The sequence below is a fragment of the Neorhizobium sp. NCHU2750 genome (assembly GCF_003597675.1).
Classification (GTDB): domain Bacteria; phylum Pseudomonadota; class Alphaproteobacteria; order Rhizobiales; family Rhizobiaceae; genus Neorhizobium.
Genome location: NZ_CP030827.1, coordinates 2,202,455 through 2,223,463, shown reverse-complemented (window position 1 = coordinate 2,223,463; position 21,009 = coordinate 2,202,455). Strand labels below are relative to the sequence as shown.

21 protein-coding genes and 1 tRNA gene are annotated in these 21,009 nt (G+C 61.7%); 18 read left to right on the top strand and 4 right to left on the bottom strand.

Annotated elements, in window-relative coordinates; all coding sequences use genetic code 11:
• Window positions 1–28 precede the first annotated feature (28 nt).
• The 11 genes from NCHU2750_RS10850 to NCHU2750_RS10800 all read left to right on the top strand — a co-directional run bounded on the left by NCHU2750_RS10850 (window position 29) and on the right by NCHU2750_RS10800 (window position 12,331).
• Window positions 29–3,079: an SPOR domain-containing protein gene (locus NCHU2750_RS10850; RefSeq protein WP_119940447.1), complete on the top strand. Its 3,051-nt coding sequence runs from the start codon at window positions 29–31 to the stop codon at window positions 3,077–3,079.
• Window positions 3,080–3,156: 77 nt separating this feature from the next.
• The gene (gene nagZ / locus NCHU2750_RS10845) at window positions 3,157–4,173 is read left to right on the top strand and encodes a beta-N-acetylhexosaminidase (protein ID WP_119940446.1); all 1,017 of its coding nucleotides are present in this window, start codon (window positions 3,157–3,159) and stop codon (window positions 4,171–4,173) included.
• Window positions 4,174–4,239: 66 nt separating this feature from the next.
• Complete coding sequence (locus tag NCHU2750_RS10840; protein WP_119943215.1) at window positions 4,240–5,052, top strand: segregation and condensation protein A; 813 nt, start codon at window positions 4,240–4,242, stop codon at window positions 5,050–5,052.
• Between the two features lie 26 nt (window positions 5,053–5,078).
• Complete coding sequence (gene scpB, locus NCHU2750_RS10835) at window positions 5,079–5,777, top strand: SMC-Scp complex subunit ScpB (RefSeq protein WP_245480400.1); 699 nt, start codon at window positions 5,079–5,081, stop codon at window positions 5,775–5,777.
• Between the two features lie 154 nt (window positions 5,778–5,931).
• The gene (locus tag NCHU2750_RS10830; protein ID WP_119940445.1) at window positions 5,932–6,144 is read left to right on the top strand and encodes a twin-arginine translocase TatA/TatE family subunit; all 213 of its coding nucleotides are present in this window, start codon (window positions 5,932–5,934) and stop codon (window positions 6,142–6,144) included.
• A gap of 34 nt (window positions 6,145–6,178) precedes the next feature.
• Entirely contained in the window at window positions 6,179–7,009 is an 831-nt protein-coding gene (gene tatB, locus NCHU2750_RS10825) for a Sec-independent protein translocase protein TatB (protein WP_119940444.1), read from the top strand.
• Window positions 7,006–7,836 carry a twin-arginine translocase subunit TatC gene (tatC, locus tag NCHU2750_RS10820; protein ID WP_119940442.1) on the top strand — a complete coding sequence of 277 codons (831 nt, stop codon included), beginning with the start codon at window positions 7,006–7,008 and terminating at the stop codon, window positions 7,834–7,836. The genes tatB and tatC overlap by 4 nt, the downstream gene beginning before the upstream one ends.
• 51 nt (window positions 7,837–7,887) lie before the next feature.
• Window positions 7,888–9,168 (top strand): serine--tRNA ligase, encoded by a 1,281-nt coding sequence (gene serS / locus NCHU2750_RS10815; RefSeq protein ID WP_119940441.1) that lies wholly within the window; start codon window positions 7,888–7,890, stop codon window positions 9,166–9,168.
• Between the two features lie 12 nt (window positions 9,169–9,180).
• Window positions 9,181–9,951, top strand: coding sequence for a 5'/3'-nucleotidase SurE (gene surE, locus NCHU2750_RS10810; RefSeq protein ID WP_119940440.1), 771 nt, complete (start codon window positions 9,181–9,183; stop codon window positions 9,949–9,951).
• Window positions 9,952–9,959: 8 nt separating this feature from the next.
• Window positions 9,960–10,601: a protein-L-isoaspartate(D-aspartate) O-methyltransferase gene (locus NCHU2750_RS10805; protein WP_502703845.1), complete on the top strand. Its 642-nt coding sequence runs from the start codon at window positions 9,960–9,962 to the stop codon at window positions 10,599–10,601.
• 125 nt (window positions 10,602–10,726) lie between these two features.
• Window positions 10,727–12,331, top strand: coding sequence for a LysM peptidoglycan-binding domain-containing M23 family metallopeptidase (locus NCHU2750_RS10800; protein WP_119940438.1), 1,605 nt, complete (start codon window positions 10,727–10,729; stop codon window positions 12,329–12,331).
• A gap of 75 nt (window positions 12,332–12,406) precedes the next feature.
• Here the strand turns inward: NCHU2750_RS10800 and NCHU2750_RS10795 are convergent, their stop codons facing one another.
• On the bottom strand, window positions 12,407–13,279 hold the full coding sequence (locus NCHU2750_RS10795; RefSeq protein ID WP_119943211.1) for an ATP-binding protein: 873 nt from the start codon (window positions 13,277–13,279) through the stop codon (window positions 12,407–12,409).
• A 199-nt stretch (window positions 13,280–13,478) separates the two neighbouring features.
• On the opposite strand from NCHU2750_RS10795, the gene yajC reads away from it, so the two are divergent.
• The 4 genes from yajC to NCHU2750_RS10775 all read left to right on the top strand — a co-directional run bounded on the left by yajC (window position 13,479) and on the right by NCHU2750_RS10775 (window position 15,812).
• Window positions 13,479–13,832 carry a preprotein translocase subunit YajC gene (gene yajC, locus NCHU2750_RS10790; protein ID WP_119940437.1) on the top strand — a complete coding sequence of 118 codons (354 nt, stop codon included), beginning with the start codon at window positions 13,479–13,481 and terminating at the stop codon, window positions 13,830–13,832.
• 113 nt (window positions 13,833–13,945) lie between these two features.
• A complete protein-coding gene (locus NCHU2750_RS10785; protein WP_119940436.1) occupies window positions 13,946–14,332 on the top strand; it encodes an Mth938-like domain-containing protein in 387 nt (128 codons plus the stop codon).
• A gap of 1 nt (window position 14,333) precedes the next feature.
• Complete coding sequence (locus tag NCHU2750_RS10780; protein WP_119940435.1) at window positions 14,334–15,197, top strand: phytoene/squalene synthase family protein; 864 nt, start codon at window positions 14,334–14,336, stop codon at window positions 15,195–15,197.
• A gap of 123 nt (window positions 15,198–15,320) precedes the next feature.
• Entirely contained in the window at window positions 15,321–15,812 is a 492-nt protein-coding gene (locus NCHU2750_RS10775) for a hypothetical protein (RefSeq protein ID WP_245480399.1), read from the top strand.
• Here NCHU2750_RS10775 and trmFO read toward each other — a convergent pair.
• Window positions 15,790–17,199 carry a methylenetetrahydrofolate--tRNA-(uracil(54)-C(5))-methyltransferase (FADH(2)-oxidizing) TrmFO gene (gene trmFO, locus NCHU2750_RS10770; RefSeq protein ID WP_119940434.1) on the bottom strand — a complete coding sequence of 470 codons (1,410 nt, stop codon included), beginning with the start codon at window positions 17,197–17,199 and terminating at the stop codon, window positions 15,790–15,792. The genes NCHU2750_RS10775 and trmFO overlap by 23 nt on opposite strands.
• On the opposite strand from trmFO, the gene NCHU2750_RS30475 reads away from it, so the two are divergent.
• On the top strand, window positions 17,187–17,372 hold the full coding sequence (locus NCHU2750_RS30475; protein ID WP_162939584.1) for a hypothetical protein: 186 nt from the start codon (window positions 17,187–17,189) through the stop codon (window positions 17,370–17,372). The two genes, trmFO and NCHU2750_RS30475, sit on opposite strands and share 13 nt — an antisense overlap.
• A gap of 59 nt (window positions 17,373–17,431) precedes the next feature.
• On the opposite strand, the gene NCHU2750_RS10765 is transcribed toward NCHU2750_RS30475, so the two are convergent.
• Complete coding sequence (locus NCHU2750_RS10765; RefSeq protein WP_119940433.1) at window positions 17,432–17,575, bottom strand: DUF1127 domain-containing protein; 144 nt, start codon at window positions 17,573–17,575, stop codon at window positions 17,432–17,434.
• 256 nt (window positions 17,576–17,831) lie between these two features.
• The gene (locus tag NCHU2750_RS10760; RefSeq protein ID WP_119940432.1) at window positions 17,832–17,978 is read right to left on the bottom strand and encodes a DUF1127 domain-containing protein; all 147 of its coding nucleotides are present in this window, start codon (window positions 17,976–17,978) and stop codon (window positions 17,832–17,834) included.
• 670 nt (window positions 17,979–18,648) lie between these two features.
• Between NCHU2750_RS10760 and NCHU2750_RS10755 the strand changes: the two genes are divergently transcribed.
• Window positions 18,649–18,733 (top strand) — tRNA-Leu (locus tag NCHU2750_RS10755).
• Window positions 18,734–18,886: 153 nt separating this feature from the next.
• On the top strand, window positions 18,887–20,359 hold the full coding sequence (gene tig, locus NCHU2750_RS10750; RefSeq protein ID WP_119940431.1) for a trigger factor: 1,473 nt from the start codon (window positions 18,887–18,889) through the stop codon (window positions 20,357–20,359).
• The last annotated feature ends 650 nt before the right edge of the window (window positions 20,360–21,009 follow it).

Genomic DNA, 21,009 nt, shown 5'->3' with positions numbered 1-21,009 from the left:
GTAGCAATGTAGGTGAGTGGACGAGGTAATGGCTGATAACAACCTTGCGCGTAGCCGGAATGACGTACCGGATTTCTTTGCCGATGGTGACCCGTTGGCTGAACTCGCTCGGATTGTCGGTTATGAGGAACGGGTTGCTGCAAAACCCGAGCCGGCCATCACCGCACCCGTAGCGCCCGTTCGCAACGACCCGGTCTTCAATCTGGAAGACGAGCTGCTGAGAGAGTTCGAGCGCTATGATGCGCCGAGGCTCGATCCCGTCGATGATCTGGCTCCCGTTGTCGCGGAGCCGGTCGCGGCCCAGCCGGTTTCGCGTGCCGAGCCCGTTTCTCTTCCTGGCTTTTCCCTCGAGGCTCCGGCAGAGCCTGCCTCTCCGGCCCTGTCGCCGTTGCCACCGGAATTCTTCGAGCCCGCTTCTTCGGTTCAAGAGCCTGCGCCAATGGTCGCCGACGAGTGGGCGATGATCGAGCCGGTCTCCGATCGCCCTGTTGCCGAACGCGTTGAGCCGGCTCAGGACCGTTTCCACGATGTCGACGTAGCGCCGCGTGAGCCTGTCGTCTCGAATGACGACGGTGGCTTCGATGTCTTCTCCTCGCAGCAGGTCGTCGAGGACGAGGTTCGTTTCGAACTTCCGTCTGTCGCCAGCGCGCCGGCTCCGGTCGTCGTCGCGGACATGGCGCCTGCCGCGCCGGTCGTCGCTGCTCCCGTTCCTGTCGAGCCCGAGCCGTCCTTCGACGATTTCGATCTCGCCGCCGAGCTCGAGACCTCGATCGTGGCCGCGCCGGTGTCTGCCGCGCAGCCTGTCGCCGAGATGAAACGGAAGCCTGCGGCATTCACCCCGAGCTTCCGCATGCCGCTGGCGAATTTCCAGTCGGGGGCCGGCGTGGCCTCGCACCAGCCGCCTGCGCCCAAGGTCGAGGCCAGGGTCGAGCCTGTCGCCGAGCTGAAGGTTGAAATGCCCGTGGCCGCTCCGGCTCCGGTGATGGCGCCAGTCGTTGACGCGCTCGCGCCCTCGGTGCCGGCGATGGACATCCCGCTTGCCGGTCCGGCAGAGCCTGTGCGCACTGTCGAAGCCGCGCGCAGCGAAGCACCTGCCAAAAACAATAGTGACCGCTTTGCCGAACTCGACGCGTTGTTCCGCGACGTCGATCGTTATGCGCCGCCGGTACCTCCTGCGGCGCCTGTGCTTCCGGTTGCCCCAGCCGTTTCTGTCGCACCGGCCAAGCCGCAGCCTGCGGTCGCGCCCGTCGCTGCACCGGTTACCGTTGCTGCCCCCGCGGCAGTGGCAGACGAGCTTGACCCGTTCGCCGACATGGAATTCGAACTGGCGCTGGACGATCTGGAACTCGATCTCGCCGACATGGTGGTTTCGGAAAACAGCAAAGTGGTTGTGCCTGATGCAGCAGCCGTAGCGCCGCAGATTTCGGTTCAGCCGGCCAAGGCGCCTGCACCTGCATCTGCCCCAGTCTTGGCCGCTGCCCCAGTCATGGCTCCCGCTCTGGCTGCGGCTCCTGCTCTGGCCGCTGCTTCGACTTTTTCGGCGCCGATGGCGAAGGATCGGGCGAGTGAACAGCCTGTCGATCTCGATGACGATGTTCCCTTCGATCCGGCCCTGATCGCCGATTCGGAAGAGCAGCCCGAAGCGATCGCCGAACTCGATGTTCCCGCCCTGCCGGTCGAGGAAAAGCCGGAACCGGTCTATCGCAACGATTTCGATCTCGACATCGACGCCGAGCTTGCCTCGCTTCTGGAAGCTCCGGAAGACGTTACACCGGCACCGCGTGCCAGCGCTGCGACGAAGGCCGAGCCGGCCGCAACGCAGGCCGCAGCCCAGCCCCAGTCGGTCTATGCTGATCTCGACGATTTCGAGCGGGCGCTGGAAGAAGATTTCCGCCGCAGCCTGGCAACGCCGCTTGCTGCCGACGATCGCTATGCGGCGGCCGACGAGGCAGATCAGGATATCGACGACGAGCAGGGCACGTCGTCCTCTCGTCGCTGGATCGCGCCTTTGGCTGCCGTCGGCATGCTGGTTCTCGGTGGTGCAGGCGCCTATGCCTGGTTCGGCCATTCTTCCGGCATTGGCGGAAGTGGCGAACCGGTGGTGATTGCCGCCGATACCGACCCGGTCAAGGTTGCTCCTGAAAATCCGGGCGGCAAGACGGTGCCGAACCAGGACAAGGCCGTTTACGACCGCGTCGGTGGAACGGCATCCGAGACGCCGAAGCAGCAGCAGCTGATTTCGAGCAGCGAAGAGCCGGTCGATGTCGTGCAGAAGACGCTGATGCCTGATACCGCGCCTGTCGACAGCGAAGGCGGCAATGACGACGCAGCCGATAGCGGCGATACGCAGGATCCGCGTCTGTTGCCGCAGGATCAGCAGCAGGCCGTGACGGTCATGCCGCGCAAGGTCAAGACGATGATCGTGCGCGCCGACGGTACGCTGGTCGAGCAGGATGTCGATGCGGCATCAGCAGAAAAGGTTGCTGGCGCAGCCGGCAAGACCGACATGCCGGCCTCGAATGCATCTGGCCAGAGTGCTGCGGCATTCCCGACGGCTGGTTCGCAGCCGGCAGGCGTCGTGCCTGCGTCTGCTCCGGCCGATGTTGCCTCGGCCATGTCGCAGTCTGCCCAGGCCCCGGCTACCATCGATCAGCTTGCCGATACCGCGCCTGCTGCCGCCGTCAAGGCGCCCGTGCCGATGGCACGTCCTTCGCAGCAGCCGGCCAATGTCGTGGCTAGCGTAAGCGGGCAGGGCACCGTGCGTACTCCTGCAGCGGCACCCGCTGCAGCTCCTGCGGCCGCGGCGCAGAACACTCAGGTCGCTTCTGCCGCTGATGGTGGCTATGTGATCCAGGTCGCATCGCTTCCGACCCAGGCCGATGCGCAGAAGTCCTACCAGAACCTGTCGAACAAGTTCGGCAGCGTCATCGGTGGACGTGGCGTCGACATCAAGGCCGCCGAGATTGCCGGCAAGGGCACCTTCTACCGCGTCCGCATTCCGGCCGGCAGCAAGGATCAGGCCGTGGCGCTGTGCGAAAAGTTCCGCGCAGCCGGCGGCAGCTGCATCGTGGCCCGCTGACAGGCTTCATCTCTGAGACTGACGGGGCGCGCTGCGCCCCGTTTTTCGTTCATCCCCCGATTTGCGGATTATCCAACATGACTGTATCCAAGGCCATGATCCTCGGCGCAAGCGGCGCCACGCTGACCGAAGACGAGATTTCGCTCTATCGCGACGAGCGGCCCTGGGGCTTCATCCTGTTTGCCCGCAATTGCCTCGAGCTCAACCAGATCAGCGATCTGACCGCCGCCATGCGCGATGCAGTAGGACGCCCCGACGCGCCGGTCTTCATCGACCAGGAAGGCGGACGCGTGCAGCGTATCCGCCCGCCGATGATCGAGCGCTATCCATCGGCGGCGGTGCTTGGAGAAATCTATCGGCAGGATCGCGACAAGGGACTTCGCGCCGCCTGGCTGATGTCGCGCCTGCATGCATTCGATCTCCTGAAGCTCGGGATCACCGCGGACTGCCTGCCGGTGCTCGACGTGCCTGTCGAGGGGGCCAGCAACGTCATCGGCGATCGCGCCTATGGCTTTGACCCGAAGACCGTCGGGCAGATGGGCAAGGCGGCGGCCGAAGGGCTGAAGGCGGGCGGCATGCTGCCGGTGATGAAGCATATGCCCGGCCACGGCCGGGGCATGGCCGATTCCCATCACGAACTGCCGGTCGTCACTGCCTCGCGCGCCGAACTCGAAGCGCATGATTTCCTGCCCTTCATATCGATGAAGGACGAGTTGATGGCGATGAGCGCGCATATCGTCTTCACCGCCTATGACGACCGCGATCCGGCGACCATCTCGCCGATCGTGATCAACGAGGTGATCCGCGGCCATATCGGTTTCGACGGGCTTTTGATCTCCGACGACACATCGATGAATGCGCTGAAGGGTACGATCGGCGAGCGTGCGGCACGAATCATGGGGGGAGGTTGCGATATTGTCTTGCATTGCAACGGCCTGATGGACGAAATGAAGGCCGTGGTGAGGGAAGTGGTGCCGCTGGCGGGCAAGCCGCTTGCCCGTGTCGAAGCGGTCGAACGTGGATTTGCGCGACCGGACGGTTCCAGTGAAACGGCGCTGCGGGACGAGTTTCATCAGTTAACGGCGGTCGCCTGACGGACGGCACCGCCAGGCGAGAGAGGTTTTCGATTGGCGGTGAATTCGGGGCAGGGCGCCATTCCGATGGACAAGCTCTGGCAGGACGTGAGCGAGCGTGCTGCCGACGATCCCGCTTTTGTCATCGACGTGGCCGGTTTCGAAGGTCCGCTGGACCTTCTGCTGCATCTTGCCCGCAGCCAGAAGGTCGATCTGTCGCGCATCTCGGTGCTGGCGCTTGCCGAGCAATACCTCCAGTTCGTCGACAGTGCGCGCCGTGTCCGCATCGAGCTTGCGGCCGACTATCTCGTCATGGCTGCCTGGCTCGCCTATCTGAAATCCAGACTGCTCATTCCCCAGCAGATCAAGGGTGACGATGGTCCGAGCGGTGAGGAAATGGCGGCGACGCTGGCCTTCCGCCTGCGTCGTCTCGAAGCCATGCGCGAGGCAGCGAACCAGCTCGTCAATCGCAATCGTCTCGGCCGCGACGTGTTTGCCCGCGGCGCACCGGAGCATATCCCGCATCGGGTGCAGTCGGCCTATGATGCCAGCCTCTATGACCTGTTGTCGGCCTATGCCAATCTGCGGCAGCGCACGGCGATCACCCAGGTGACGATCGAAAAGCGCAAGGTCTGGTCGCTGGTCGATGCACGCGAGCTGCTGACGCGGATGCTTGGGGAGATTGCCGACTGGACGGCGCTGCAGACCTATCTCCTGCCTTATCTTCCGCCGGAAGATCGAGTGACGGCGACCGCAAGTGCCTTTGCAGCCTCGCTGGAACTGGTGCGTGAGGGCAAGCTCGATATCCGCCAGGATGGTGCGTTCCAGCCGATCTATCTGAGGGCGGGCACACGGCCGCGTTCCGCACCTGCTGCGACGGCGAGCGGAGAGGCGGAATGACCGCGATGATGGATGACGTTGAAACGATGAACGAGATCGCCGAAGACTTGCAGGATGGCCATGTCGTGCCGTTTTCCGATCTCGAAGCAGAGCGGATCGCCGAAGCTCTGGTCTTTGCATCGGCAGAACCCGTGCCGGAAAGCTTTCTCGCCGACAGGTTGCCGAAGGGAACGGATATCGGCGCACTGATGGCGCGGCTGGCCGAAATCTATGCCGGGCGCGGGGTCAACCTCGTGCGCACGGCCGACCGTTGGGCTTTCAGAACCGCTGCCGATCTTTCCTTCGTCATCCGCAAGGATGACAACGAGGTGAAGAAGCTGTCGCGCGCGGCGCTCGAAGTGCTGGCGATCATTGCCTATCACCAGCCGGTCACCCGCGCCGAGATCGAGGATATCCGCGGCGTGCAGACGTCCAAGGGAACGCTCGATGTTCTGATGGAGGCGGGCTGGGTGCGTTTTCGCGGACGCCGGCGTTCGCCGGGCCGCCCGGTGACGCTCGGCACCACGACTGATTTCCTCGACCATTTCGGCATCGAGGAACTGCGTGACCTGCCGGGTCTCGAAGAGCTTAAAGGTGCGGGCCTGCTTTCCGGCCGCATTCCGCCGGGCTTCCATATTCCAATGCCCGGCATTTCCGATGATGCGGCGGATGACGAGGATCCGATCACCCAGATGGATCTGGAGGAACTCGGCCTGCTCAGCCCCGGTGGCGTGGAAGACGAATAGTCGCAGGCGCGGCGCTTAGGGCCCATTTCGTCAAACGGAAAGACTTCCGCTGCTAACGACGGCGTGATTACTATTGTATCATGCAATATTGGTGTTTGAAAAAGCGCCACAAAGAGCTTACATCGAATACGAAATTCGAATTGGAGTTGGACTTATGGGTTCTTTCAGTGTGTGGCATTGGCTGATCGTTCTGGCGATCGTCCTCGTTCTCTTCGGACGCGGCAAGATTCCGGAATTGATGGGCGACGTCGCAAAGGGCATCAAGAGCTTCAAGAAGGGCATGTCCGACGAAGACGCTCCTGAGACGACCACTGCGAAGACCGTCGACCACAAGGCTGATGAGGTCAAGGAAACCACCCGCTCTTAATTGACCGGGCCGCAGGTTTCAGGAGCCTCGTTGCATGTTTGATATCGGTTGGACCGAACTGCTCGTCATTGCGGTCGTGCTTATTGTCGTGGTCGGTCCCAAGGACCTGCCGCCGATGATACGCGCCTTCGGCAAGATGACTGCGAATTTTCGCAAAATGGCCGGAGAATTCCGGGCGCAATTCGACGAGGCACTGCGCGAAGCCGATATGGACGATGTGCGCAAGACCATATCGGATGCGCAGAAGCTCAATCCGACCAGTGCTCTTCGCGACGCGATCAATCCGCTGAGGCAGATGGGGCAGGATATCAAGTCTGACCTGCAGAAGGCGACCCAGGTTCCGACCTCCGTCGAGACCAATTCCACGCTGCTGAGCCCGACGGACGCGGACGCGCAGCATACGGTTGAAGGTACGGCGCCTGCCTCGGTGACCCCGGAAGTGCCGCCAAGCATCGAGCCTGCTGCGCCGGCGAGTCCTGTGACTGCCGAGAGCAAGCCTGCTGCTGCTGCGGTAACGCCTGCTGTCGTTGCGGCAACCGAAACACCGAAAGCAAAGACGCGTGCGCCGCGTAAGCCGGCTGCGAAAACGTCCGAACCGGTTGTGGCCGTTGTGGCTGAGACCACTGTTGCCCCGACTGAGGTGAAGGCAGCGAAGCCTGCCGCCGCCAAGAAGGCTGCGGCACCGAAGGCAACGGCCGCGAAGGTTTCCAAGGTCAAGGCCGCCGAGCCTGTCGTCGAAGCCGCAGCCAAGCCGAAGCGCAGCCGTGCTGCTCCCAAGGTTGCCGAGGCGACAACAGTCGCGACTGCTGCTCCTGTTCGCAAGCGCGCGACCAAGAAGACCGATACTCCGAAGGATGAAGCATGAGCGGAGACTACGAGGACAAGCCGCAGCCGCTCATCGAACATTTGATGGAACTGCGCACACGCCTGATCTGGTCGATCGGTGCGTTTTTCATCGCCTTCATCATCTGCTTCTTCTTTGCAAAACACCTCTTCAACCTGCTGGTTATCCCGTACAAGTGGGCTGTCATTTGGGCAGGCCTCGATGTGACCAAGTCGGAGCTGATCTATACGGCGCCGCAGGAATTCTTCTTCACCCAGGTGAAGGTGGCGATGTTCGGCGCGCTGGTGATCGCATTCCCGGTCATCGCATCGCAGATCTACAAGTTCGTCGCTCCCGGCCTCTACAAGAACGAGCGCTCGGCCTTCCTGCCGTTCCTGATCGCCTCTCCAATCCTGTTCCTGATGGGCGGTGCGCTGGTCTATTTCTTCTTCTGCCCGATGGTGATGTGGTTCTTTCTTGCCATGCAGCAGTCCGGTGGCGATGGTGACGTGGCCATTTCGCTCCTGCCGCGGGTATCGGAATATCTCAGCCTGATCATGACGCTGGTCCTGTCCTTCGGCCTGGTGTTCCAGTTGCCGGTGGTCACCACGCTTCTGGCGCGCGTCGGGTTACTGACCAGCCAGTGGCTGAAGGAAAAGCGCAAATATGCGATCGTGCTGGCGTTCATTGCGGCTGCGGTGCTGACGCCTCCGGACCCGATGTCCCAGATCGGCCTTGCGCTGCCAACCATCCTTCTCTACGAGATTTCCATCTATGCCGCACGACTCGTCGAGCGCAAACGTGCCGAAGACGCCGAGCATGAGCAGGCCTCGTCGGAGGTTGCCGAGACGGAGACAGAGAAGACCTGAGGTCTTTCGTCCAGCAAGCGTGCGGCTGTTCGCATTGAAGGCTTAGGGACGATGCTCGATATCAAGTGGATCCGTGAAAACGAACAGGCTTTCGACGAGGCGCTTGCCAAGCGCAGCGTCGAGCCGATGGCTGCAACGCTGGTGGCGATGGATGATCGCCGCCGCGCCGTGATCCAGAAGCTTCAGGACATGCAGTCCCGCCGCAATGCCGCGTCGAAGGAAATCGGCGCTGCGATGGGTCAGAAGAACCTTGAACTTGCCGAAAAGCTGAAGGCCGAAGTCGCCGAAATCAAGGAAACCATGCCTGCCGCCGAGCAGGAGGAGCGCGAGGCGATTGCCGCTCTCGACGACGCCCTGTCGCGCATTCCCAACATTCCGCTCGACGACGTGCCGGTCGGCAAGGACGAGCATGACAACGTGGTCACTCGTGTCGTCGGCCAGAAGCCGGGCTGGAACCATCCGGCCAAGGAGCATTTCGATATCGGCGAAGCGCTCGGCTACATGGATTTCGATCGCGCCTCGAAGATTTCCGGTTCGCGCTTCACGGTGCTGACCAGCCAGCTCGCCCGGCTGGAACGCGCGCTCGGCCAGTTCATGCTCGACATGCACACGACCGAGCACGGCTACACGGAAGTGTCTTCGCCGCTGATGGTGAAGGCCGAGACCATGTATGGCACCGGCCAGCTGCCGAAATTCGAGGAAGACCTGTTCAAGACTACGGATGGCCGCTACCTCATCCCGACTGCGGAAGTGACGCTGACCAATCTCGTGTCCGGCGAGATGCTGGAGCAGGAAAAGCTGCCGCTGCGCTTCACGGCACTGACACCATCGTTCCGCTCGGAAGCCGGATCGGCCGGTCGCGATACGCGCGGCATGCTGCGCCAGCACCAGTTCTGGAAATGCGAACTCGTGTCGATCACCGATGCGGACAGTTCGATTGCCGAGCATGAGCGGATGACCGAATGCGCCGAGAACGTGCTGAAACGTCTCGGCCTGCATTTCCGCACCGTGACGCTGTGCACCGGCGACATGGGCTTTGGCGCCCGCAAGACCTATGACATCGAGGTCTGGCTGCCGGGGCAGGATACCTATCGCGAAATCTCGTCATGCTCGGTCTGCGGCGATTTCCAGGGTCGGCGGATGAATGCCCGCTACCGGGTGAAGGATGAGAAGGCCTTGCGCTTCGTCCATACGCTGAACGGTTCGGGCACGGCGGTCGGCCGCTGCCTGATCGCGGTTCTGGAAAATTACCTCAACGAAGACGGTTCTGTCACAATTCCGGATGCCCTTCTGCCCTACATGGGCGGCCTGATGAAGATCGAAAAGGCTTGAGGGATTAACGGCATGCGCATCCTGCTTACCAATGACGACGGCATCCATGCGGAGGGCCTTGCGGTTCTTGAGCGGATTGCACGGACCTTGTCCGACGACGTGTGGATCGTGGCTCCGGAAACGGACCAGAGCGGGCTGGCGCATTCGCTGACGCTGTCGGAACCGCTCAGGCTGCGCAAGATCGACGACAAGCGCTATGCGCTGCGCGGCACGCCGACGGATTGCGTGATCATGGCGATTGCCGAGATCATGGGCGGCAAGCCCGATCTCGTCCTGTCTGGCGTCAATGACGGTGGCAATATGGCAGACGACGTGACCTATTCGGGTACGGTTGCCGGTGCCATCGAGGGGACGCTGCAGGGCATTCGCTCGATCGCGCTCAGCCAGGCTGCCCGCAAGGAAGACGGCCGCTTCACGCCATGGGACGTGGCCGAGACGCTTGCACCGGATCTTTTACGCAAGCTGATTGAGGTCGATCTTCCGGAGGGCACGTTGCTCAACGTCAACTTCCCGCATTGCGCCAAGGAGGATGTGCAGGGCGTCGAAGTGACATCGCAGGGCAAGCTCGATTTCGGCCTGACGATCGATGCGCGCGAAGATGGCCGCGGCCGTCCCTATTACTGGCTCAAGTTCTCCGACCGTAAGGGTAATTTCCGCGACGGAACGGACATTCAGGCGCTCAAGCAGAACAGAATCTCGGTGACGCCGCTGAAGCTGGACCTGACGGATTATTCGGTTCAGGATCGGCTTGCGTCGGCATTGGGAGCAGGAGTGGCCGGTTGAAACCTGGAATGGTCGAGAAGGAAGGGTTTGCCGCGCTCGTACTTCGATTGCGGGCGGAGGGGATTTCCAGTCTCGACCTCCTGACAGCCGTCGAACAGACGCCGCGCTCGCAATTCGTGCCGGCGCCGCTTGCCGAAGAAGCCTATTCCAGCAGGACGATCCCGATTGATTGCGGTGCCTTCATGGAAGGTGCCGATATGGCCGTGCGGCTTCTGCACCGGCTGCAGGTCAAGCCCGGCCACCGGGTGCTCGAGATCGGCACCGGCAGCGGCTTCACGGCCGCCGTGATGGGCCGGATTGCCGAGCGGGTGATGACCGTCGAGCGCTACAAGACGCTGGCAACGGCGGCCAGCGCCCGGATGGATGCGCTCAACCTGCGCAATGTCATCATTCGTCATGCCGACGGTAGCAACGGCCTGCCGGGCGAGGGCACGTTCGACCGCATATTGTCTACCGCTGCCTTTACCGCTCTGCCGCGGTTCTACGCGGAACAATTGACCCATGGCGGGTCGATGATCGCGCCTCTGGTGATCGATGACGAGACATGCCTGATGGTGCGCCTGACCAAGACGGGAAGCCGTTTCGAGCGCGAGGATCTGTTCACAGCCCCCTTCCTTCCGCTGGTTCCGCACATCGCTGCCGCTCTCTGAAGCGAGGGCTCACATGGTTAGCGAATTGACAAAAAACTGATATTTGAGGTGGCGCCTTAACCGACCGGTAAGACTAACAGGCTTTAATACATCGCATGATGGTTGCGTCTGAGTAGGTCGAGTCAATGCGTCTTAAGAGTACACCCAAGTTCGGTATATCCGTTGTAAAGTTCACAGCGGCTGCCCTTTTGGCCGGTGCCGCAACAGGCTGCAGCTCCGATGCCACCCGTTTTTCCGGCATGTTCAACGAAACCGACACGATGACGACTGCGTCGATACCGCAGCGCCAGGGTGCCGGTGCGTACGGCCAGGCGCCGGTGCCGCAGGGTGATCTCGGTTCGGGCCAGGCTTTGCCGCCGCAACAGGGATATGGTTCGGGCTCTTACGGTTCGAACGGCTATGGTTCGGGCAATGTTGCGTCCTCGCAGCCTTATCGTTCTTCCGGCGGCTACGCGTCTCCGGCGCGCGTCGAATCCGCGCCTGTAAGCGTGCAGCGGTCTGATCTTGCTGCGCCGAGCGATCTTCCTCCGGTCGCCTCTTCGCGCAGCATCGAATCGCCGGCTCGACAGCAGGCAATGGCGCAGCCTTTCCCGTCGCAGCAGTCGAGCATGCGCGCCGCTGCACCGGCCGCAATGCACACGGCAGACAATCTGACGACGGGCACGGTCAAGCCGATGTCCGGCTGGTCGACCGTCAATGCGCCGCACGTCATGCTGAAGCCGGGCGAGACGGCCAAGACGCTCGCCAACCGCTACGGCGTTCCGGAAAAGGAAATTCTCAGGGCAAACGGCGGTTCGCTCGCAGCCGGCCAGTCGGTCATCATTCCGACCTTCGGTCCCGCCCGCAATTCCGCCAAGACGGCTGCTGCCGATATCGATCTGCAGAACCGCGCGCCGGAGCCTTCGAACCAGCCGGAGCAGAAGGTTGCCGTGCTGCCGTCGGCCACGCGCGACAAGTCCTTTGCCGAGCCGGCAAAGATCACGCCTCCCGGCGGCAAGCCGCTTGACGGCAGCTACACGGTCAAGCCCGGCGATACGCTGACCAAGATCGCCCGCGAAACCGGCACGTCCGTCGATGCGCTGAAGGCTGCCAACGGGCTCAACGAGGGCACGGTTCGCGTCGGCCAGCGACTGAAGGTCGCAAACGGCATGACGGATCCGGTTCGCACCGCCTCCATCCCGCAGAAGCCGGCCGAGTTGGCGCCTGTGGCGCCGAAGGCTGCCGCTCCTCAGCCGGCTGTCGCCAAGGCAGAGCCTGCTGTTGCTCCGGCAAAGCCTGCGCCAACCGAGACGGCGTCGCTCAGCGATGTCCAGAAAAAGTCCGACACCGGTTCGACGGCTCCGCAATCGACCGGCATCGAAAAGTATCGCTGGCCGGTCAACGGTGCGGTCATCGCCGGCTACGGTGCCAATGTGAACGGCAGCCGTAATGACGGTATCGACATTTCGGTTCCGGAAGGCACGCCGATCAAGGCGGCCGAAAACGGCGTGGTCATCTATGCAGGCAACGGCCTCAAGCAGCTCGGCAACACGGTTCTGGTGCGTCACGACGACGGCAAGGTCACCGTCTACGGCCATGCCGGTGCGATTGACGTCAGCCGTGGCCAGAAGGTTACCCGCGGCCAGACGCTCGCATCCTCCGGCATGAGCGGCGACGCCCAGCGCCCGCAGGTTCATTTCGAAGTGCGCAAGGATGCCACTCCGGTCAACCCGATCACCTACCTTGAATAATGTAGTGCGTTTCAAGGGGACGACGAAAAAGCCCGGCAGTGCCGGGCTTTTTTGTATTCTGATCCTGCTTTTTCGTCAGGCCCGATCCAGCGGCTTGCGCAGGCGGCCGGCAAGGTCCTGGATATATTGCCAGGCGACGCGGCCCGAACGGCCGCCGCGGGTGGTGGCCCATTCCAGAGCCTGCGCGTGCAAGGTTTCCTGATCGAGGCCGAGATCGAAGTGGCTGGCATAGCCGTCGATCATCGCCAGATAGTCGTCCTGGCTGCATTTGTGGAAGCCGAGCCAGAGGCCGAAGCGATCCGACAGAGAGACCTTTTCCTCCACCGCTTCCGACGGATTGATGGCGGTCGACTGTTCGTTTTCCATCATGTTGCGGGGCAGGAGGTGGCGGCGGTTCGAGGTGGCGTAGAAGAGGACATTGTCGGGACGGCCTTCGATGCCGCCGTCGAGCGCGGCCTTCAGCGACTTGTAGGCCGTATCGTCGTGATCGAAGGACAGGTCGTCGCAGAACAGGATGGCGCGGTGGCCTGAGCCTTTCAGGATATCGAGAAGGGCCGGCAGCGAAGCAATGTCCTCGCGATGGACCTCGACCAGCTTCAGCGAGATGCCGGAGGATTTGCGCACATCTTCATGGACGGCCTTCACCAGCGAGGACTTGCCCATGCCGCGCGCGCCCCAGAGGAGAACATTGTTTGCCGGATAGCCCTCGGCAAAGCGCAGGGTGTTCTCGTGCAGGATGTCGCGGACGTGGTCGACGCCGCGGATCAGTGTGAGTGCGATGCGGTTCGGTCTTGGAACGGGCTGCAGCCGCTGATTGGCGGGAACCCAGGCGAAACAGTCGGCTGTATCCCAGTCGTTGACGGCCGGAGCGGGGCCGGCCAGCCGTTCGACGGCATCGGCGAGGCGGCGGATTTCGGCCAGGACCTGTGCGTTGAAATTGTCGCTCATCTCGCTGCTCATCGGGCCTTTCCTCCATTATCGGCGTTACTTATCGCCGCGGTAACATGCAAGTCATCGCCCAGAAAGGCTTTCAGCCGTGGATTCGGTACGGCAAAGTGCCGCTTTCTGTTGCAATCCGACCCATCGCAACTATATTCCGGCGACTTGAACGGGGGCGGGGAGTCTCCGGTAGTCTTAGGAGTTCTCGATGTTCATTACCGATGCATTCGCCCAGGCGAGTGGCGCAGCAAGTACTTCCAGCACGGATTCGATCCTGCAGATGGTGATGCTGTTCGCACCCCTGATGGTGGTGTGGTATTTCTTCCTCATCCGTCCGCAGCGCGCCAATGCCAAGAAGCGTCAGGAGACGCTGAATGCAGTTCGTCGCGGCGACCAGGTGGTGCTGGGTGGCGGCCTGATGGGCAAGGTGAGCAAGGTCATCGACGACAACGAACTCGAAGTCGAGATCGCCGAAGGTGTCAAGGTTCGCGCCATGCGCTCCTATATTGCCGAGGTGAAGGTCAAGGGCGAGCCGGTCAAGACCGAGGCCCCTTCCAAGTAAGCAATATCGTCCGGCTCATGCGTGAGCCGGTAACACTCATTGCCCGGATCGCACCTGCCGGCTTGGCAGGCACCGTATCCGGGCAAAGCTTTATTTGAAGAAGGTATAGCGTCATGGCGAGAGGCATCGAGATCAGGGAGGCTCATTTTCCCGGCCGTGCGCCGATCGACGCCTATGGCAATGGCGGCTTCCGATTTGCCGACATGTCGCATCGCGGTTCGCTTCTCTGCCTTCCGTCCGGTATTCACGGCTGGAAGACGGAAGAGAGCGACGCCCTGACGGTGGCGGCTTTCGAGCAGGTGCTGAACGAGGCATCCGGAATCGAAGTGCTGCTGGTCGGGACGGGTATCGGCTTCAAGCCCCTGCCTGCGGACCTCAAGGCTGCGCTGAAGGCGAGCGGAATTTCGGCGGACCCGATGAGCACGGGCGCCGCAGTCAGAACCTTCAATGTCATGCTGTTGGAAGACCGCGCGGTCGCCGCGGCACTGATCGCGGTCTGAAATGGCGGCAGCATCTTCCGGCCAGACCGATAACGGCACGCATTGCCTTTCCATGCTGCGCGAGACGGATCGCGATCGTTATCTTGCCTGCCTGCTGTCCCCTGAGGAAAAACGTGGCGCGCTGGCGTCGCTTTATGCCTTCAATGCCGAAATTGCCCGTGTGCGGGATGTGGTGCGCGAAGCATTGCCGGGTGAGATCCGCCTGCAATGGTGGCGTGACCTGATCGACGGCAATGCGTCCGGCGAAAGCAGCGGCAATCCGGTGGCGGCCGCCCTGATGGAGACGGTCGAACGGTACCGCCTGCCGAAGCAGACGCTCATTGCCATGACCGAGGCGCGGATCTTCGACCTTTATGATGATCCCCTGCCGGATCGCAACGCGCTGGAAGGATATGCCGGCGAGACCGCTTCGGCGCTGATACAGCTCGCGAGCCTCGTTCTTTCAGCGGAAGATGCAGCGCAATCGGCGGAGGCGGCAGGCCATGCCGGGGTTGCCCAGTCGATCGCCGGGTTCCTGATGCTTCTGCCGATCCATGTGCGAAGGCGCCAGCTTTACGTGCCGCTCGATATCCTGTCGGCCACCGGCCTCGATCGCGACAGTTTTCTGGCGGGTGAGGACAAGGTGCGTATCTCGGCGGCGATCGAGGCATTTGCGGGGCTCGGGCTCGAACACCTGCAGAAGGCGCGTCGTGCCGGACGGCTTGCGGCCTCCGTCTCTCCGGCCTTCTTTCCGGCAAGCCTCAGCGAGGCCGTGCTCGTGCGTGCGCATAGAATAGGCGCTGGCGCATTCGAAGGCGGGCTGCAGCAGCCACAATGGCGCCGCCAGGTGACGATGATGAAAGTTGCGTTCCTGCGCCGGCTCTGAGATCAGATAACATTCGCGCAAGCCTCGCAGACTAGGCATAATGCAATACATGGCCCGTTATGCCGAAGGAGAATCGGTTTGAGCCCCTTTATTGCATGGATCGTCATTGTCGGCCTGATCCTGATGCTGGTTTTCTACATCCGGCGGATCGGCCGCAAGAATGCGGAGCAGGATCGCCATGACGTGGGAACGGCCATTCTCGAATTCGGCCGTGCCTTTCCGGGTGAGGCGATCCGCAGTCTGCATATAACGGCAAACGGCAATGCGGTTTTCGTGCGTCTGCATGAAAACAAGACCGGGTTCATGCGCAACCGCAACAACCATTATGCGTGTAATCTGGTGCAGCCGGGCCGCGTGCGGCTGGTGCCGCATGCTGATGCCAAGGGATTCTCCGCCGAATTTCTCGATGCACCGATCCAGAACGGTGATTTCGTCTTCGCCAGCGAGCGGGAGGCTGCGGAGGTCTCGCTCTGGCTGCTCGACAACTATGCGAGCGTCATCGACCACGAAGAGGAACAGCGGCACGGCGAGCCGAGCCATGACGGGAAACCGGCAACCGACACCGAGATGGCGGTTGCCGAAGGCAGCCCGGTCAATCCCGACCGAGCCAATTAGCACAATCCTTCAGCGCGCGGGCTGACATCAGCTGCCGCTTCATGATCGTCTTGTCCTTGCCGCGGAAGCGCTTGACGCCTTCCGGCTTGACGATCGAGCCGGGCTCCAGGTCCGGAAACAGGCCGAAATTGATGTTCATCGGCTGGAAGGAGCGTTTGCCGGGCTCTTCGTCATGGATGAGGTGGCCTCCGGTAATATGGCCGAGCAGCGAGCCGAAGGCCGTGGTCGGCGGTGGTGGAACGACAGCTTCGCCCTTGCGTTCAGCCGCCGCAAAGCGCCCGGCGAGAAGCCCGATCGCAGCACTTTCCACATAGCCCTCGCAACCGGTGATCTGGCCAGCAAACCGCAGGCCGGGGCGGCTCTTCAAGGTCAGTGAGCTGTCGAGCAGGATCGGCGACTGGATATAGGTATTGCGGTGCAGGCCGCCGAGGCGGGCGAATTCGGCATTCTGCAGGCCCGGAATCATGCGGAAGATTTCCGCCTGGGCGCCGTATTTCAGCTTGGTCTGGAAGCCTACCATATTATAGAGAGTGCCGAGCGCATTATCCTGGCGAAGCTGGACGACGGCATAGGCCTTGACGGTCGGATTGTGTGAATTGGTCAGGCCCATCGGCTTCATCGGACCGTGGCGCAGCGTCTCGCGACCACGCTCAGCCATGACCTCGATCGGCAGGCAGCCGTCGAAATAGGGCGTGCCTTCCCATTCCTTGAAACCGACCGTATCGCCGGCGATCAGCGCGTCGACAAAGGCGTTGTACTGCGCCTCATCCATCGGGCAGTTGATATAGTCCTTGCCGGTGCCGCCGGGGCCGACTTTGTCGTAGCGCGACTGGTACCAGCAGATATCCATGTCGATCGAATCGCGATGCACGATCGGCGCAATCGCATCGAAGAAGGCCAACTGGTTCTCGCCGGTCTGCTGCTGGATCGAGGATGCGAGGGCAGGCGAGGTGAGCGGGCCGGTCGCGACCACGGCAAGATCCCAGTCTTCCGGCGGGAGGCCTTCGATCTCTTCGCGGACGACGCTGATCAGCGGGTGGCCGGAGATCGCCGCGGTGACGGCGTCGGAGAAACCATCGCGATCGACGGCAAGCGCGCCGCCGGCCGGCACCTGGTTCTTGTCGGCGCAGGCCATGATCAGCGATCCGGCAAGCCGCATTTCCGCATGGATGACGCCGACCGCATTGGCGGTTGCGTCGTCGGAGCGGAAGGAATTGGAGCAGACGAGCTCGGCAAGCCCGTCGGTCTTGTGCGCGTCGGTACCGCGCACGCCGCGCATCTCGTGCAGGATGACCGGAATGCCGGCCTCGGCGATCTGCCAGGCGGCTTCGGAACCGGCAAGGCCGCCGCCGACAACGTGAATGGGGGAATGGGATGTATCTGTCATGGGGCGCGTCATTATCACGAGCTGCGGAAGACAGGAATCAAAAAGGCACCTCGAAAGGTGCCTTTGATCATCCTTGGATGTTCGGTCCCGGCATCGAGGCGAAGATCCGGGCGATCTTCAGCGGTCTCGATGCCATGTCCCAAGACTTTCCGCGTGTTCATGCGTCCATTTGAACGCGTGAGCGTCGGGCCTCTGTTCCACGAGGCAGGTCTCGCCTGCCATCCGTCGGGGATTAACGGAAGGAACGGGCTGCGATGTTGCGGATGTCGTAACGGGTCAGGCCGATGTCGGACAGGGCCTGGTTGGACAGGTTGCCGAGTTCGTTCATCGTGCGGCGGTAGCTGACCCAGTTCTTTGCGATGCGGATCGGGTTCATGGTGGTTTCCTCAAGTCGTCTTTTTCCCGGCGGCTCGTTATCGGCTCCGGCGATGGCGTTGTTATACGGCCGGATAATAATAATGTGGAGTGCAAAAAATATGCGACTGCCATGCATTTGTGCAATGAGTTGCCGATTTTGAGTGCTGAGCCCAGAAAATGAGCATTTGAGGCTAGTGCGCCCAAGCCCTTGAGCGCAAACGAAAAACGCCTCCCGGAGGAGGCGTTTTCGGTCGACTGGAGATGTCGAGACTGGATTAGAAGCCGACTGCCGTGCGTGCGACGCGACGGATGTCTGCGCGGCCGATGCCAAGGTCGCCAAGTTCGCGGTCGGTCATGCGGCCGAGCTCGGTGACGGTTTCGCGGTACTTGCGCCAGTCGCTGAATTTCTTTGCGATGCTCATGGTGGGGGTCCTTTGCCCTGTGGGCGTCATCTCCGCCCTCTTCATCTGCTAATCGTTTTAAATTGGATTTTGCACAAAAAACAGCGCGTGTTCTGTATGCCACCTATGCGCTACGTGCATTGCCGAATAAGCATCGGGCCGACGTGGAAATCGGTCATTGTTACGGGGTGGGGGGGGCAAACGAACGACGCCCACCGGGGGAGGAGGTCCGGTGGGCGTCATAGGGATGACCAGCGATCGGGAGGAGGAGTCTCGCCGGTCTGTACGGGTTCACGCTTGGGAGGAGGAACGCGTGACCCGAATCTTTGATGGAAAGCCTGCTGGGCCTTCCCGAAGCATGGCCATGAGCTGAATTGCTGCTCAGCCGGCGCTTCGCTGTTGAGGGGAACCTACATAAAGACATGCTGATTGTGCACTGCAAACGTCGAATGGATGTCATGCCCTCCGCGCATGGCTTTGAAAAGGAGCCGAATGCCTGTCCGGGCGCGCAGTTTCGTCGTCTTCGATGATGACATTTGCCAAGTTCGCAGGCAGGCCCGAAGCCTCTTTGAAGCCCTGCCATTCTTGTGTTGCACGATCGTCATTTTTCCTTTGCGCCTAGGAAAACGGGTGATATAGAGACGCGCGCTCCGGAAGGCCTTGGCCACGAGGATTTCGATGCTGTTGGGGCGCGGGTATGGTGAAATTGGTAGACACGCCAGATTTAGGTTCTGGTGCCGCAAGGCGTGGGAGTTCAAGTCTCTCTACCCGCACCAGCACCGCCAAGGCGCGGTCTGAAGCCATTGCGGCAACCGACCGGCGCCAGTAATGCCGAGGCTGGTCTCTTGAAGTTCCGGCGATGTGTTCACGACCAACGGCTATGGATGCCGGTCATGTGAGCGCCGCCGCCACGATATGAAGGTTTGAAAATGCAGGTTACCGAAACGCTCGCTGAAGGGCTGAAGCGCGAAATCAAGGTCGTTATCCCGAAGAAGGATATGGAGGCCGAGCTCAACACCCGCCTCGCCGACGCGAAGGACAAGGTCCGCATCAACGGCTTCCGTCCGGGCAAGGTGCCGGTTGCACATCTGAAGAAGATGTACGGCAAGTCGATGATGGCCGATCTCGTCAACGAGATCGTCCGCGACCGTCCGGGCAAGATCCTTTCCGAGCGCGGCGAGAAGTCGGCTACCCAGCCGTCAATCTCGATGACAGAGGACGAGGCAGAAGCCGAAAAGATCCTGAGCGCCCAGGCCGACCTGGAATTCACGCTCTCCTACGAAGTCATTCCGCCGATCGAGCTGAAGCCGACCGACAAGATCGCGGTTACCCGCGAAGTCGTCGAGATCGCCGACGAGGAAGTCAACGAGCAGATCGTCAAGATCGCCGAAAGCGCTCGTACTTACGAAACCAAGAAGGGCAAGGCTGCCGAAGGCGACCGCGTCACCATGAACTATCTCGGCAAGGTCGATGGCGTAGCCTTTGACGGCGGCGCTGCCGAAGATGCCGAACTGGTTCTCGGTTCCGGCCAGTTCATTCCGGGCTTCGAAGACCAGCTCATCGGCGTCAAGGCCGGTGACGAGAAGGTCATCACCGTTACGTTCCCGGCTGAATACCCGGCTGCAAACCTTGCCGGCAAGGAAGCCACCTTCGACATCACCGTCAAGGACGTTGCTGCTCCGGGCGAAGTCGAGATCAACGACGAACTCGCTTCCAAGCTCGGCATCGAATCGGTCGATCGCCTGAAGGAAATCGTTCGCGGCCAGATCGAAAGCCAGTACGGCAACCTGACGCGCCAGAAGGTCAAGCGTCAGATCCTCGACCAGCTGGACGAAATGTACCAGTTCGAAACCCCGCAGGGTCTGGTTGACGCCGAGTTCGACAATATCTGGCGCCAGATCAACACCGATCTCGCTCAGTCCGGCAAGACCTTCGAAGACGAGGAAACGACCGAGGAAGAAGCCCGTGCGGAATACCGCAAGCTTGCCGAACGTCGCGTCCGCCTCGGCCTGGTTCTCTCCGAAATCGGCGAAAAGGCCGGCGTCGAAGTGACCGAGGAAGAAATGCAGCGTGCACTCTATGCCCAGCTGCAGCAGTTCCCGGGCCAGCAGAAGGAAATCCTGGACTTCTTCCGCAACACGCCCGGCGCTTCCAACTCGCTGCGCGCGCCGATCTTCGAAGAGAAGGTCATCGACAAGCTGCTTTCCGAGGTCAATGTCACCGACAAGACCGTCTCCAAGGAAGAGCTGATGGCTGACGACGAAGCCGAAGGCGACGACAAGCCGGCCAAGAAGAAGGCTGCGCCGAAGAAGGCCAAGGCTGAAGCTGCCGAAGGCGAAGACGCCGCTCCGAAGAAGAAGGCTGCTCCGAAGAAGAAGGCTGCTGAAGACAGCGCCGAGTAATCTTCGCCGAGACGAAGGATGAAGGGCAGGCGGTAAACGCAAGCCCATCTTGAATAAGAGGGCCGGAGCGTCGTGGACGCTCCGGCCCTTTTCGCTTCCGGGGCTTGGTATGGCGATGGAATGCCGGCAGCTGGCGTGCAGGGTGTTGGCAAGCACTTGGAGAGGTTTGCTTTCCGCGCTTGCCTGTCGTGGATGCGATTGCGTTCTTCTGCTGCCCGCGGCTGTTGGGAGGATATGGCGGGCTGGCCCACTGGCGTAGGCGAGGGCATTGGCATGCGGGTGCGCAGGCTCCTTCATGGCTGCCTCTGTCACGAAGGTGGTGGAGATGTTGCAGGACTGTCAGCCATCTCGCGCCGGTCGTCCTTGGACAGTCCTCGCCTGCCGGTCGGCGCTCTTATAACAATCCCCGCTACTCGTCCTTGCCGATGCGGATGGGCGCGGAAGCTCATGGCGAGTGTGTGGCAGGCTTTGCTGCGGGGCAGCTATGCTGCCTACAACGGGGCATAGCGATGACCGGTGGCCGCCTTCGCTCGGGTGCCGGTCGATTGCGTACAAGCCAGTCCGGGCCGCTGCTTCGATGAGAAGGGCCGCAAATGAAAAGGCCCCGGTGTTCGATCGGAACACCGGGGCCTTTCCAGTTCTGGTTTCAA